The following is a 14259-nucleotide window of genomic DNA, read 5'->3' as shown; positions in this document are numbered from 1 at the left end:
TATTTGGCGACTGAATAAAATTGCGTTTTTTCCTCTGAATATTCACCCCGGTGGCGAACGTATTCACTTTATATGCAAACGAAGTGAATATCGTTTGGTTGTAACTCCTTGATATTCCGTTACCCCTGGACGTTTATGCATATTTTTTGCTGGCTGGCACGAACCCTGCACTCTACATTTACACCGCAAACACTATATTTATTAACATATAAATAACTTTTTATTTACCGTAGAGGTCGCTATGTCTCTGTCAGTTACGCGTGAAAATTTTGATGAATGGATGATGCCCGTATACGCTCCGGCTCCTTTTGTTCCGGTTCGCGGCGAAGGTTCACGTTTGTGGGATCAGCAGGGTAAAGAGTATATCGATTTCGCGGGAGGCATTGCGGTTAACGCGCTGGGTCATGCACACCCGGCTTTGCGGGAAGCATTAAACGACCAGGCAGGTAAATTTTGGCATACAGGAAATGGCTACACCAACGAGCCGGTACTGCGGCTGGCGAAAAAGCTGATAGATGCCACCTTCGCTGAACGCGTCTTCTTCTGTAACTCCGGGGCAGAGGCCAATGAAGCGGCATTAAAACTGGCGCGTAAGTACGCCCACGATCGTTTTGGTACGCAGAAAAGCGGCATCGTCGCGTTTAAGAATGCCTTCCATGGCCGCACGCTTTTTACCGTCAGCGCCGGTGGTCAGCCCGCTTATTCGCAGGATTTTGCGCCATTGCCGCCGGATATCCGCCATGCGGTATATAACGATCTCGACTCTGCCAGCCAGCTGATTGATGACACCACCTGTGCGGTGATTGTTGAGCCTGTTCAGGGCGAGGGCGGCGTAGTGCCGGCGACAAATGCCTTTTTGCAGGGGCTGCGCGAATTATGCGATCGCCACAATGCGCTGCTGATTTTTGATGAAGTGCAGACCGGCGTGGGGCGTACCGGCGAACTGTATGCCTATATGCATTACGGCGTCACCCCGGATCTGCTGACCACCGCCAAAGCGCTGGGCGGCGGGTTCCCTATCGGTGCGCTGCTGGCGACCGAACACTGCGCAAGCGTCATGACGGTCGGTACACACGGCACCACGTACGGCGGTAACCCGCTGGCTTCTGCGGTGGCTGGAAAACTGCTGGATATCGTCAACACGCCGGAAATCCTCAATGGTGTAAAACAGCGTCACGACTGGTTTGTGGAGCGTATTAACGCCATTAACGAACGTTTTGGGTTGTTTAGTGAAATTCGCGGACTCGGCCTGCTGATCGGCTGTGTGCTGAACGCAGAGTTTGCCGGTAAAGCAAAGCTTATCTCGCAAGAGGCGGCCAGCGCTGGCGTGATGGTGCTGATTGCCGGTGGCAACGTGGTGCGTTTTGCTCCTGCGCTCAACGTCAGCGAAGAAGAGGTTGCCACCGGACTGGATCGCTTTGCGCTGGCCTGCGAACGCATTAAAGCAGGAGGTTCATCATGATGGTGATCCGTCCCATTGAACGCGCCGATATCACGGCGTTGATGCAGTTGGCCAGTAAGACCGGCGGTGGGCTGACCTCGCTTCCGGCCAATGAAGCCACGTTGATGGCGCGCATTGAGCGTTCACTGCAAACCTGGCAGGGTCAACTGCCCAAAAGTGAACAGGGCTACGTTTTTGTGCTCGAGGACAGCGTCACCGGCACCGTAGCCGGGATCTGTGCGATTGAAGTGGCGGTCGGGCTGAACGACCCCTGGTACAACTATCGGGTCGGGACGCTGGTTCATGCCTCGAAAGAGCTGAACGTTTACAACGCGCTGCCGACGCTGTTTCTCAGTAACGATCACACCGGCAGCAGCGAGCTGTGTACCCTGTTTCTCGATCCGCAGTGGCGAAAAGAAGGCAATGGCTATTTGCTGTCAAAATCGCGCTTTATGTTTATGGCGGCTTTTCGCGATCGCTTTAATGAAAAAGTCGTGGCCGAGATGCGCGGCGTAATTGATGAGCACGGCTACTCCCCGTTCTGGCAAAGCCTCGGTAAACGCTTCTTTTCGATGGAGTTCAGCCGGGCTGATTTTCTCTGCGGTACCGGGCAGAAAGCATTTATCGCTGAACTGATGCCCAAGCATCCTATTTATACCCATTTCCTGTCGGATGAGGCGCAAAGCGTTATTGGCGAAGTGCATCCGCAAACGGCACCAGCCCGCGCGGTGCTGGAGAAAGAAGGCTTTCGCTATCGCAACTATGTCGACATTTTCGACGGCGGGCCAACGCTGGAGTGCGATATTGACCGGGTGCGGGCGATTCGTAAAAGCAGGCTGGTGGAGGTGGCTGAAGGTCAGCCTGCGCCGGGCGAGTATCCGGCGTGTCTGGTAGCTAATGAAAACTACCACAACTTCCGCGTCATGCTGGTGCGTGCCGATCCGCATACCCAGCGTCTGGTGCTGACGGCGGCGCAACTGGACGCCCTGAAGTGCCACGCGGGTGACCATGTCCGTTTCGTTCGTCTTTGTGCAGAGGAGAAAACAGCATGACATTATGGATAAACGGCGACTGGGTAACGGGTCTGGGCGAGCGTCGGATAAAAACCAACCCGGTAAGCGGCGATGTGCTGTGGCAGGGTAATGATGCTGATGCCGCACAGGTAGTGCAGGCGTGCCGGGCCGCGCGCGCCGCATTTCCGGGCTGGGCAAAACAGCCTTTTGCCGCGCGTCAGGCGGTGGTGGAAAAATTCGCAGCGTTGCTGGAGAGCAACAAAGCCGAACTAACACAGATTATTGCCCGGGAAACCGGCAAACCACGTTGGGAAGCCGCCACCGAGCTGACCGCGATGATCAATAAAATCGCCATTTCCGTTAAGGCTTATCACGCGCGCACCGGGGAGCAACACAACGAACTACCGGATGGCGCGGCGACGTTACGCCATCGTCCGCATGGCGTGCTGGCCGTTTTTGGCCCGTATAACTTCCCGGGGCATTTACCGAATGGACATATTGTTCCGGCGCTGCTGGCGGGTAATACGCTGATCTTTAAACCCAGCGAGCTGACGCCGTGGACCGGCGAGGCGGTCATCAAACTGTGGGAGCAGGCGGGGCTCCCCGCGGGCGTGTTAAACCTGGTACAGGGCGGGCGCGAAACCGGACAGGCGCTGAGCGCGCTGGAAGACCTCGATGGTCTGCTATTTACCGGTAGTGCGAATACGGGTTATCAACTGCATCGGCAACTCTCCGGTCAGCCGGAAAAAATTCTCGCGCTGGAGATGGGGGGCAACAACCCGCTGATTATTGAGAACCCGGAAGATATTGATGCGGCGGTACACCTGACCATTCAGTCAGCATTTGTTACCGCCGGACAGCGCTGCACCTGCGCTCGCCGTCTGTTGGTTAAAAAAGGCGCGCAGGGCGATGCGTTTCTGGCGCGTCTGGTTGATGTCAGCCAGCGATTACTCCCCGGTAACTGGGATGACGAACCGCAGCCGTTTATCGGCGGGCTGATTTCCGAACAGGCCGCGCAGCACGTATATGATGCCTGGCAGCGTCTGGAGTCGTTGGGTGGCCGTACGCTGTTAGCGCCACGTCTGGTGAAGGCCGGAACGTCACTGCTGGCCCCCGGCATCATCGAATTGACCGGGGCGGCGAACGTACCTGATGAAGAAGTTTTTGGACCTCTGCTCGGCGTGTGGCGCTATGACAGCTTTGATGACGCGATTCGCCTGGCGAACAATACCCGGTTTGGTCTGTCGTGCGGGCTGGTCTCACCGGACCGCAATCAGTTTGACCAGTTACTGCTGGAAGCGCGTGCAGGCATCGTTAACTGGAACAAACCCTTGACCGGGGCGGCGAGCACAGCACCGTTTGGCGGGGTTGGTGCTTCCGGGAACCATCGCGCCAGCGCGTGGTATGCCGCAGATTACTGCGCCTGGCCGATGGCGAGCCTGGAGTCTCCGGCCTTAACGTTGCCGGCGACGCTGAGCCCGGGTCTGGATTTTTCTCGCGAGGACAAGCCATGAAAGCCCGTGAGGTAAATTTTGATGGTCTGGTGGGGCTGACACACCACTATGCGGGGCTGTCATTTGGTAATGAAGCCTCAACCAAACACCGTTTTCAGGTGTCGAATCCCCGTCTGGCGGCGAAGCAGGGCTTATTGAAGATGAAAGCGCTGGCGGATGCGGGATTTCCTCAGGCGGTGATCCCGCCGCACGAGCGTCCGTATATTCCGGTGTTACGCCAGCTTGGGTTCAGCGGTCGCGACGAGCAGATCCTGGAAAAGGTGGCGCGTCAGGCGCCACACTGGCTCTCCAGCGCCAGCTCCGCCTCGCCTATGTGGGTGGCGAATGCGGCAACGGTCTGTCCTTCTGCCGATTCACTGGATGGGAAAGTGCATCTGACGGTGGCGAACCTGAACAACAAATTCCACCGTTCACTGGAAGCGCCGACCACCGAAGCATTATTACGCGCGATATTCCGTGATGAGAATACTTTTGCGGTTCACAGCGCGCTGCCGCAGGTAGCGCTGCTGGGAGATGAAGGCGCGGCTAACCACAACCGTCTCGGCGGGGATTACGGTGAGCCTGGTATGCAGTTGTTTGTTTACGGTCGTGAGGAGGGGAGTGCTTCGCAGCCGACGCGCTACCCGGCCAGGCAATCCCGTGAGGCCAGCGAAGCGGTGGCACGACTGAACCAGGTTAACCCGCATCAGCTCATTTTTGCCCAGCAAAATCCGGACGTTATCGATAGTGGTGTATTCCATAACGACGTGATTGCGGTGTCGAATCGTCAGGTGCTGTTTTGCCATCAACAGGCGTTTGCCCGACAGCAAGCGTTGCTGAGCCAGTTACGCACCCAGGTGGACGGTTTTACTGCGCTGGAAGTCCCCGCCGCGGAGGTTTCGGTGTCGGATGCGGTGGCAACATATCTGTTTAACAGTCAGTTGTTGAGCCGTGATGATGGCTCAATGATGCTGATTTTACCGCAGGAGTGCCGGGAGCACGCGGGCGTGTGGCGTTATCTGAACCACCTGCTGGAAGAAGATAATCCGGTCGATGACCTGCGGGTATTCGATCTGCGCGAAAGTATGTCCAACGGCGGTGGCCCGGCGTGCCTGCGCCTTCGGGTGGTGTTAACCCCGCAGGAGCAACGGGCGCTGAATCCGGCGGTTATCATGAACGATACGCTGTTCAATACGCTCAATAATTGGGTCGATCGTTACTATCGGGACCGGCTTACCGCGGCTGACCTCGCCGATCCGCAACTGCTACGAGAAGGGCGTGAAGCGCTGGATTCATTGACGCAACTGCTCAATCTCGGCTCGGTTTATCCTTTCCAGCAGGAGCGTGCAAGCCATGGATAATTTTCTGGCCCGGACCCTCGCGGGGACCTTGCCGGATATCACCCACGGCGAGGTTCATGGTTTTAGCTGGCGCTGGACAGGGCATGGGATGCTGGAGTTGACGCCGACAGCCGCAGTTGATCGTTCGCTGGTGATTTCTGCGGGTATTCATGGCAACGAAACCGCACCGGTTGAAATGCTGGATGCGCTGCTGTCCCGGCTGTTTCGCGGCGAACTGACGCTGACATGGCGGTTGCTGGTGATTCTGGGCAATCCGCAGGCGCTGGCGGAGGAGAAACGCTATTGCCACAGCGACATGAACCGCATGTTTGGCGGGCGCTGGCAGATATTTGCCGAGAGCGCTGAAACGCGGCGTGCCCGTCAACTTGAGCAGTGCCTGGAAGAATTTTATTCACGCGCCAGGGAGCCTGTGCGCTGGCATCTGGACATGCATACCGCTATTCGAGGTTCACATCACCTGCGCTTTGGCGTGCTGCCGCAGCGCAACGTGCCCTGGGACGAAGAGTTTCTGTCGTGGCTGGGGGCGGCGGGGCTGGAGGCGCTGGTTTTTCATCAGACACCGGGCGGCACGTTTACCCACTTTAGCGGTGAGCATTTCGGCGCGCTGGCCTGTACGCTGGAGCTGGGTAAGGCCCTGGCGTTTGGGCAAAACGATCTGACGCAGTTCGCCCTAACGGCAGACGCGTTGGCGGCGTTGCTGCAGGGCGAGCGCGCAGCTTCGCCACAAACTTCCCCGCTACGCTATCGTGTGGTGTCGCAAATTACGCGGCGCAGCGACGATTTCATTCTCTATATGGACAATCAGACGCTGAACTTTACCCCTTTCAGGGAAGGGACCGTGCTGGCGCAGGATGGCGATGAGCGTTTTATCGTCACCCATGATGTTGAATACGTGCTGTTTCCAAACCCGAACGTGGCCTGCGGTTTGCGCGCGGGGCTGATGCTGGAAAGGCTATAACCGATATATTCCCCGCGAGTTTTCTCCGGGGGATTATTTTTGCGTGCGTTTATTCTTTATTACGGATTATTCCTGGTAAGCTGCTTTATTAATAATCAGGCTTCAGGTATAGTTCTCCATAATCCTTTCAAAATCATCCTGTTGTAATTTTTTATTTCAACTCTGCACAATTTATTCTTTTTTTCTTCATAATTGATGAAAGTTTGTTTTTTACACTTTCATTGTTTTACCGTTGCTCTGATTAATTGACGCTTCAACCGGTAAAGTTAATCTCGTCAACACGACATCCGATGGTATAAGCATCGTATGAATGTCGTAAGAATAACTGAAAGAAAGGATAGAAATTATGCGTAAACTGACTGCTCTGTTTGTTGCCTCTACTCTGGCGCTTGGCGCTGCAAACCTGGCGCATGCCGCTGACACGACCGCAGCAGCACCCGCTGATGCCAAACCGATGATGCACCACAACGCTAAGTTTGCCCCGCATCACGATATGATGTTTAAAGACCTGAATCTGACCGATGCGCAGAAACAGCAGATCCGCGACATCATGAAAGGCCAGCGCGATCAGATGAAACGTCCGCCGCTGGAAGAACGCCGTGCAATGCACGATATCATCGCCAGCGACAGCTTCGATAAAGCAAAAGCCGAAGCGCAGATTGCAAAAATGGAAGAACAGCGCAAAGCCAATATGCTGGCGCATATGGAAACCCAGAACAAGATTTACAACATTCTGACGCCGGAACAGAAAAAACAGTTTAATGCCAATTTTGAGAAGCGTCTGACAGAACGCGCAGCGCAGAAAGGTAAAATGCCGGAAGCTGCTGAATAACCGGTAAGCGTCTACACTAAATCATTCGCGCTGTGTCTGGGTAAGTCTCAGGACGGCGCGAATAAAAACTCAAGACCGCCGGTCTTGTCCACAACACGTTTAACGAGGTGGACAGGATCGGCGGTTTTTTCTTTCCTGCCTATTGCGCCCTGCAACCGACACGCTATTCTCCTGAAGCCCGCGAAAATTCTACCTGGATCAGCGTGTTAATTTTTTTGTAAAACGCCGGGATCCTCGCTAAGGCAAATCAACTCTGCTGCCGATAACAATAATGTGCAGAGTGAATTTTTGGCTGCCTGGGTGCGTCACGCAGACGTACTGCGCCTTTCTGGAGGGATGATGGAATACTTTGATATCCGCAAAATGCCGGTCAATCTTTGGCGCAATGGTGCGGGCGAAACGCGAGAAATTTGTTGTTTTCCGCCAGCAACCCGTGATTTTCACTGGCGGGCGAGTATCGCTTCTATCGCGGCGAACGGTGAGTTTTCTCTTTTCCCTGGCGTCGAGCGTGTTATTACCTTGCTGGAAGGGGGGGAAGTGACTCTGGAAGGTGCCAATCCTCTCAGCCATACCCTGAAACAGCATCAACCGTTTACCTTTGCGGGTGACCGGGTGGTCAAAGCAAAGCTAACGGAAGGGCAGATGTCGATGGACTTCAATATTATGACCCGTCGTGATGTTTGCCAGGCCAAAGTCAGGGTGGCCGATCGAACCTTTACCACCTTTGGCTCACGCGGTGGCGTGGTGTTTGTGTTAAGTGGCGCCTGGCAGCTTGGTGATAAGTTGCTCACGGCGGATCAAGGTGCATGCTGGCACGACGGAAAGCACACGCTGAGATTGTTAAAAGCGGAGGGGAAACTGCTGTTTAGTGAAATTAACTGGAAGCCTGGCTATTCGCCAGACTCGGTGCAATAACACGAGCCTGGGGCCGGAAGAGACGCTATGCGCGGTAACTCCCGGCCCGGACGCTGATTACGCTTTTTTCCAGAAATCGTCAAACACCGTAATGGGTGTGCGACGTTTGTGTTCTGTCTTCACATACCAGCTTTCAATTTTCTTCGCGATAGCATCATCCAGAGTTTTACCTTCCAGATAATCATCAATGTTGTCGTACGTTACGCCTAAAGCGGCTTCGTCGGGTAGAGAAGGGCGATCGTCTTCGAGATCGGCGGTAGGCGCTTTCTTATATAAATGCTCCGGACAGCCCAGCGCGGCCAGCAGTTGTTTTCCCTGACGTTTGTTGAGGCGGAATAACGGGTTAATATCGGTTCCGCCATCGCCATATTTGGTGAAAAAGCCGGTAATCGCTTCTGCAGCGTGATCGGTACCCACTACCACGCCGCTGGTCATTCCGGCGATACTGTACTGTGCCTTCATGCGTTCTCGGGCTTTTTCATTGCCGCGCACAAAATCGCTTAGCTCAATACCGGCTTCACGTAACGCCTGCTCGCTGGCCAGTACCGCCGCCTTGATATTGACGGTTAACACGCGATCCGGTTGAATGAAGGCGATGGCGTCCTGGCAGTCCTGCTCATCGGCCTGAACACCGTAAGGCAGGCGCACAGCAATAAATTGCAGCGCGTCGTTCCCGGTTTCTTCACGCAGCTCGGAAATGGCCATTTGACATAATTTTCCGGCGAGCGTTGAGTCCTGACCGCCGCTAATCCCTAATACCAGTGATTTCAGAAAAGGGTAGGTTTTCAGATACGATTTCAGAAAATCCACGCTACGGCGAATTTCCTCTTCTGCATTAATACGCGGCTGCGCGCCAAGTGCCTGGATTATCTCTTGCTGCAGAGTCATCTAACCCCTCCGAAAAATAAAATGATAAAAATTGTGATCTGTTAAAGCTAACGCGTTGACGCCCAAACGACAAGGGATGCAGCCTGATATCACAGCATTTTGTTTTAATAGATTTTTCCGAAATGGCCTGAGTATCGACAGTTTGCTTGAAAAATGAGTTGTTGTGCTCCAGGCTTATATAACACGCTGAAAAACAAGAGGACGAAAAAATGAACAAGAATCTAACAGGAATTCTGGGTGCAGCGGCGGTATTAACTATGCTGGCAGGGTGTACGGCCTACGATCGTACCAAAGACCAATTTGTTCAGCCCGTGGTGAAAGATGTGAAGAAAGGGATGAGCCGGGCGCAGGTTGCGCAGATTGCCGGCAAGCCGTCTTCTGAAGTGACAATGGTTCATGCTCGCGGGACGTGTCAGACTTACATCCTGGGTCAACGAGATGGTAAAGCTGAGACCTATTTTGTTGCATTGGATGATACTGGACACGTGATTAATTCTGGTTATCAGACCTGTGCCGAGTACGACACAGACCCGCAGGGGGCGAAGCAGTAACTACTGCTTATTGCCTGAGCACCCAACAGGACCGGCCATTGCGCCGGTTTTTTTGCGCCATACGATCTTATTTATTGCCGCGAATTATTTACACAAAATGTGAGGGGGGTCATAACACCAGGTCAATGAGAGACAATTTAGTTGGTCAAGGAAATACCATCCTCCTGTGCAATCCCGTATACTCATTTCAGCCACTTAAAAAAGTAATTTAGCTAACGCAAGTTACCCAGAGCATGGATGCAGGTGATGGCTTGCGGAGTGTCTGGTTGACAGATAATCGCATATGAGGATCGTTTTTATGGAAAAGAAACACATTTATCTGTTTTGTTCTGCGGGCATGTCGACTTCCTTGTTAGTTTCAAAGATGCGTGCGCAGGCTGAGAAATACGAAGTGCCGGTTATTATTGAAGCATTCCCTGAAACGTTGGCGGGAGAAAAAGGTCCCGCTGCTGACGTCGTTTTATTAGGCCCACAAATTGCTTATATGTTGCCCGAAATTCAGCGTTTGTTACCTAACAAGCCTGTAGAAGTGATTGACTCGCTGTTGTATGGCAAAGTCGATGGTTTAGGCGTGCTTAAGGCTGCAGTTGCAGCAATTAAAAAAGCCGCAGCAAATTAATTATATTTTTTAAATTTCCCGTCAAAGAGTTATTTCATTAACATTCACCGCAATATTATATTGCGGTATTTAAGGGTATTTTTCTATGAGTAACGCTATTGCTTCACTTGAAAAGGTACTCCTTCCTTTTGCTGTAAAAATTGGAAAGCAGCCACACGTTAATGCAATCAAAAACGGTTTTATTCGTTTAATGCCGTTAACCCTCGCAGGGGCCATGTTTGTATTAATCAATAACGTTTTCCTGAGCTTTGGGGAGGGGTCATTTTTTTATTCCATGGGCGTCCGACTTGATGCTTCTACTATTGAAAATCTCAATAGCTTAAAAGGCATCGGTGGGAACGTATATAACGGTACGCTGGGTATTATGTCACTGATGGCGCCATTCTTTATTGGGATGGCGATGGCGGACGAACGCAAGGTTGACTCCCTGGCCGCTGGTTTGTTATCCGTGGCGGCATTTATGACCGTGACGCCTTACAGCGTAGGCGAAGCCTATGCCGTTGGCGCTAACTGGTTGGGTGGGGCGAATATTATTTCCGGTATTATTATCGGTCTTGCGGTCGCGGAAATGTTCACCTTTGTTGTGCGCCGTAATTGGGTTATTAAATTACCCGATAGCGTCCCGGCATCGGTCTCGCGTTCGTTCTCAGCGTTGATTCCTGGCTTTATCATTCTCTCCATTATGGGGATCATTGGCTGGGCACTGGCAATCTGGGGCACAAACTTCCACCAGATCATCATGGACTCTATCTCGACTCCGCTGGCCTCACTGGGCAGTGTGGTGGGCTGGGCCTACGTGATTTTTGTTCCGCTGCTGTGGTTCTTCGGTATTCACGGTTCACTGGCGCTGACCGCGCTGGACAGCGGTATCATGACGCCATGGGCGCTGGAAAACATCTCTATTTACCAACAGTTTGGCTCTGTAGATGCTGCGCTGGAAGCCGGTAAGACGTTCCACGTCTGGGCAAAACCGATGCTGGATTCCTATATCTTCCTCGGCGGTAGCGGTGCAACTCTGGGTCTGATTATTGCTATCTTCCTGGCATCCCGTCGTCCGGACTATCGTCAGGTGGCGAAACTGGCACTGCCGTCAGGTATCTTCCAGATTAACGAACCGATTCTGTTCGGTCTGCCGATTATCATGAACCCGGTAATGTTCATCCCGTTCATTCTGGTTCAGCCGATTCTGGCCGCGATTATGCTGGCAGCCTACTACACTGGCATTATTCCACCGATTACCAACATTGCGCCGTGGACGATGCCAACCGGGTTGGGGGCGTTCTTTAACACCAACGGCAGCGTCGCTGCACTGCTGGTGGCCCTGTTCAACCTTGGGGTTGCAACGCTGGTGTATCTGCCATTCGTTGTTGTCGCTAACAAAGCGCAGAACGTAATTGATAAAGAAGAAAGCGAAGAAGATATCGCTAACGCATTGAAATTCTAAATTTAATCCGGCATGGCTACCCGGTCATGCCGGACTGAACCAGAGGAAAAGAGTATGTTAGATATCGAAAACATTGTTGATTCATCGTCAGAAGCTGAAGAACTTGAAGAAGTGGTGATGGGGCTTATCATCAATTCAGGGCAGGCCCGTAGCCTGGCCTATGGTGCACTCAAGATGGCCAAGCAGGGCGATTTTGAGGCAGCGAAGGCAATGATGGAACAGTCTCGCATGGCGCTGAACGAAGCGCACCTCGTTCAAACGAAACTGATTGAAGGCGATCAGGGTGAAGGTAAAATGAAAGTGAGCCTGGTTCTGGTTCACGCACAGGATCATCTGATGACTTCAATGCTGGCACGTGAGCTGGTAACTGAACTGATTGAGCTTCACGAGAAGCTGAAATAGCGAGGAGTGCATGATGCAGCTACAGATTAACGCACCGGAAATCAAAACCGTTTACGAGCAGCAGCTGTTTAATGGCAAAAACTTCCATGTGTTTATCTATAACAAAACTGAGAGTATCAGTGGACTGCATCAGCACGACTACTATGAATTTACCCTGGTATTAACCGGTCGCTATTATCAGGAAATCAACGGTAAGCGTGTGCTGCTGGAGCGTGGTGACTTTGTTTTTATCCCACTGGGATCGCACCATCAAAGTTTCTACGATTTCGGCGCGACGCGGATCCTTAACGTCGGTATCAGTAAACGTTTTTTTGAACAGCACTATCACCCTTTATTGCCGTTTTGTTTTGTTGCATCGCAGGTGTATCGGGCTAATAACTCCTTTCTCACCTATATCGAAACGGTCATTGCATCACTGAATTTTCGCGAGAGCGGACTGGATGAATTTGTAGAAGTGGTCACCTTCTACATTATTAACCGGCTCCGACATCATCGTGAAGAACAGGTGTTGGATGACACGCCACAATGGCTGAAAACCACCGTGGAAACGATGCACGACAAACGCCAGTTTAGCGAGAATGCGCTGGAAAATATGGTACAGCTATCGGCAAAGTCTCAGGAGTATCTGACGCGCGCCACCCAGCGTTATTACAGTAAAACACCGATGCAGATTATTAATGAAATCCGCATCAATTTTGCTAAAAAACAGCTGGAAATGACCAACTACTCGGTCACGGATATTGCGTATGAGGCGGGTTACAGCAGTCCAAGCTTGTTTATTAAAACGTTTAAAAAGCTGACGTCGTTTACGCCTAATAGCTACCGGAAGAAGTTAACTGAATTTAATCAGTAAATAATATTCATCGATTATTCATTTTATTCGCTTGCCCTGAATAACGCCGGGACTGCCACGTTATTCCTGACGTTCGGGCAGAGCGTAATACACGTCAGTGTTTTTACACTGAAGGGAGAAAGTATGAGCCAGAAATTAAAAGTCGTCACTATTGGTGGCGGGAGCAGCTACACCCCTGAGTTACTTGAAGGCTTTATTAAGCGCTATCATGAATTACCGGTTTCTGAATTGTGGCTGGTTGATGTCGACGGCGGGAAAGAGAAGCTGGATATTATTTTCGACCTGTGCCAGCGCATGATCGACAAAGCTGGCGTGCCGATGAAGTTGTTTAAAACGCTGGATCGGCGTGAAGCGCTGAAAGAGGCTGACTTTGTGACCACGCAGCTGCGCGTCGGGCAGTTGAAAGCCCGTGAGCAGGATGAACGTATCCCGTTGAGTCACGGATATCTGGGCCAGGAGACAAACGGCGCGGGCGGTCTGTTTAAAGGCTTGCGTACTATTCCGGTTATTTTTGACATTGTGAAAGATGTTGAAGAACTGTGTCCGAATGCGTGGGTGATTAACTTTACTAACCCAGCCGGGATGGTGACTGAGGCCGTCTATCGCCATACGAATTTCAAGAAATTCATCGGAGTGTGCAATATTCCGATTGGCATGAAAATGTTTATTAGCGATGTGTTGGCGTTAAAAGAGAGCGATGATTTATCTATCGATCTGTTTGGCCTGAACCACATGGTGTTTATTAAAGATGTGCTGGTGAACGGCGAATCGCGCTTTGACGAACTGCTGGACGGCGTCGCGTCGGGTCAGTTAAAAGCATCCACGGTGAAGAATATTTTTGACCTGCCGTTTAGTGAAGGGCTGATCCGTTCGTTGAAACTGCTGCCGTGCTCGTATTTACTTTACTACTTCAAGCCAAAAGAGATGCTGGCGATTGAAATGGGCGAATACTATAAGGGCGGCGCGCGCGCTCAGGTCGTGCAGAAAGTTGAGAAACAACTTTTTGATCTCTACAAAAATCCTGAGCTGAATGTGAAGCCGAAGGAGCTTGAGCAGCGCGGCGGGGCGTACTACTCCGATGCAGCCTGTGAAGTGATCAACGCCATCTACAACGATAAGCAGACCGAGCATTATGTCAACGTTCCTCACCATGGTCATGTTAATAACATCCCTGCGGACTGGGCGGTTGAGATGACCTGCACGCTGGGACGCAACGGCGCAACCCCGCATCCACGCATCACGCATTTTGACGAGAAAGTGCTTGGTCTTATCTATACCATTAAAGGCTTTGAAGTGGCTGCGAGCAATGCGGCGCTGAGCGGCGAGTTGAATGACGTACTGCTGGCATTAAACCTGAGCCCGCTGGTGCATTCTGACACTGATGCCGAAATCCTGGCGCGCGAGCTGATCCTTGCGCATGAGAAATGGCTGCCAAACTTTGCCGGGTGCATTGAGAAGCTCAAAAGCGAACAACACTAATTGAGGTCGG

General features: G+C 52.2%; 14 protein-coding genes. 13 read left to right on the top strand and 1 reads right to left on the bottom strand.

Annotated features, from left to right (window positions below; genetic code table 11):
• Window positions 1-241 precede the first annotated feature (241 nt).
• The 7 genes from astC to ves all read left to right on the top strand — a co-directional run bounded on the left by astC (window position 242) and on the right by ves (window position 8013).
• Entirely contained in the window at window positions 242-1462 is a 1221-nt protein-coding gene (gene astC / locus JQ822_RS19990) for a succinylornithine/acetylornithine transaminase (protein WP_213134933.1), read from the top strand.
• Window positions 1459-2493, top strand: a complete 1035-nt coding sequence (gene astA / locus JQ822_RS19985; RefSeq protein ID WP_213134932.1) for an arginine N-succinyltransferase — start codon at window positions 1459-1461, stop codon at window positions 2491-2493. The genes astC and astA overlap by 4 nt, the downstream gene beginning before the upstream one ends.
• Window positions 2490-3968 carry a succinylglutamate-semialdehyde dehydrogenase gene (gene astD / locus JQ822_RS19980; RefSeq protein WP_213134931.1) on the top strand — a complete coding sequence of 493 codons (1479 nt, stop codon included), beginning with the start codon at window positions 2490-2492 and terminating at the stop codon, window positions 3966-3968. Before astA ends, astD begins: the two co-directional genes overlap by 4 nt.
• Window positions 3965-5308, top strand: a complete 1344-nt coding sequence (gene astB / locus JQ822_RS19975; RefSeq protein WP_213134930.1) for an N-succinylarginine dihydrolase — start codon at window positions 3965-3967, stop codon at window positions 5306-5308. Before astD ends, astB begins: the two co-directional genes overlap by 4 nt.
• Window positions 5301-6266 carry a succinylglutamate desuccinylase gene (gene astE, locus JQ822_RS19970; RefSeq protein ID WP_213134929.1) on the top strand — a complete coding sequence of 322 codons (966 nt, stop codon included), beginning with the start codon at window positions 5301-5303 and terminating at the stop codon, window positions 6264-6266. Before astB ends, astE begins: the two co-directional genes overlap by 8 nt.
• A 346-nt stretch (window positions 6267-6612) precedes the next feature.
• Entirely contained in the window at window positions 6613-7098 is a 486-nt protein-coding gene (gene spy, locus JQ822_RS19965; RefSeq protein ID WP_213134928.1) for an ATP-independent periplasmic protein-refolding chaperone Spy, read from the top strand.
• 339 nt (window positions 7099-7437) lie between these two features.
• Window positions 7438-8013, top strand: coding sequence for an environmental stress-induced protein Ves (ves, locus tag JQ822_RS19960; protein ID WP_213134927.1), 576 nt, complete (start codon window positions 7438-7440; stop codon window positions 8011-8013).
• 57 nt (window positions 8014-8070) lie between these two features.
• On the opposite strand, the gene nadE is transcribed toward ves, so the two are convergent.
• Entirely contained in the window at window positions 8071-8901 is an 831-nt protein-coding gene (nadE, locus tag JQ822_RS19955) for an ammonia-dependent NAD(+) synthetase (RefSeq protein ID WP_213134926.1), read from the bottom strand.
• A 209-nt stretch (window positions 8902-9110) separates the two neighbouring features.
• Here nadE and osmE point away from each other — a divergent pair, with 209 nt between their 5' ends.
• The 6 genes from osmE to JQ822_RS19925 all read left to right on the top strand — a co-directional run bounded on the left by osmE (window position 9111) and on the right by JQ822_RS19925 (window position 14249).
• Complete coding sequence (gene osmE / locus JQ822_RS19950) at window positions 9111-9452, top strand: osmotically-inducible lipoprotein OsmE (RefSeq protein ID WP_213134925.1); 342 nt, start codon at window positions 9111-9113, stop codon at window positions 9450-9452.
• 298 nt (window positions 9453-9750) lie between these two features.
• Window positions 9751-10071, top strand: coding sequence for a PTS N,N'-diacetylchitobiose transporter subunit IIB (gene chbB, locus JQ822_RS19945; RefSeq protein ID WP_003030620.1), 321 nt, complete (start codon window positions 9751-9753; stop codon window positions 10069-10071).
• An 85-nt stretch (window positions 10072-10156) separates the two neighbouring features.
• On the top strand, window positions 10157-11515 hold the full coding sequence (gene chbC / locus JQ822_RS19940; protein ID WP_135321590.1) for a PTS N,N'-diacetylchitobiose transporter subunit IIC: 1359 nt from the start codon (window positions 10157-10159) through the stop codon (window positions 11513-11515).
• Between the two features lie 54 nt (window positions 11516-11569).
• Window positions 11570-11917, top strand: a complete 348-nt coding sequence (gene chbA / locus JQ822_RS19935) for a PTS N,N'-diacetylchitobiose transporter subunit IIA (protein WP_213134924.1) — start codon at window positions 11570-11572, stop codon at window positions 11915-11917.
• A 10-nt stretch (window positions 11918-11927) separates the two neighbouring features.
• Window positions 11928-12770, top strand: a complete 843-nt coding sequence (gene chbR / locus JQ822_RS19930; RefSeq protein WP_213134923.1) for a transcriptional regulator ChbR — start codon at window positions 11928-11930, stop codon at window positions 12768-12770.
• Window positions 12771-12893: 123 nt separating this feature from the next.
• On the top strand, window positions 12894-14249 hold the full coding sequence (locus JQ822_RS19925; RefSeq protein ID WP_213134922.1) for a 6-phospho-beta-glucosidase: 1356 nt from the start codon (window positions 12894-12896) through the stop codon (window positions 14247-14249).
• The last annotated feature ends 10 nt before the right edge of the window (window positions 14250-14259 follow it).

This window comes from Citrobacter sp. FP75 (genome assembly GCF_018342065.1).
Taxonomy (GTDB): domain Bacteria; phylum Pseudomonadota; class Gammaproteobacteria; order Enterobacterales; family Enterobacteriaceae; genus Citrobacter.
The sequence above is the reverse complement of the archived record's forward strand: the minus strand, read 5'-3'. Positions and strand labels throughout refer to the sequence as shown.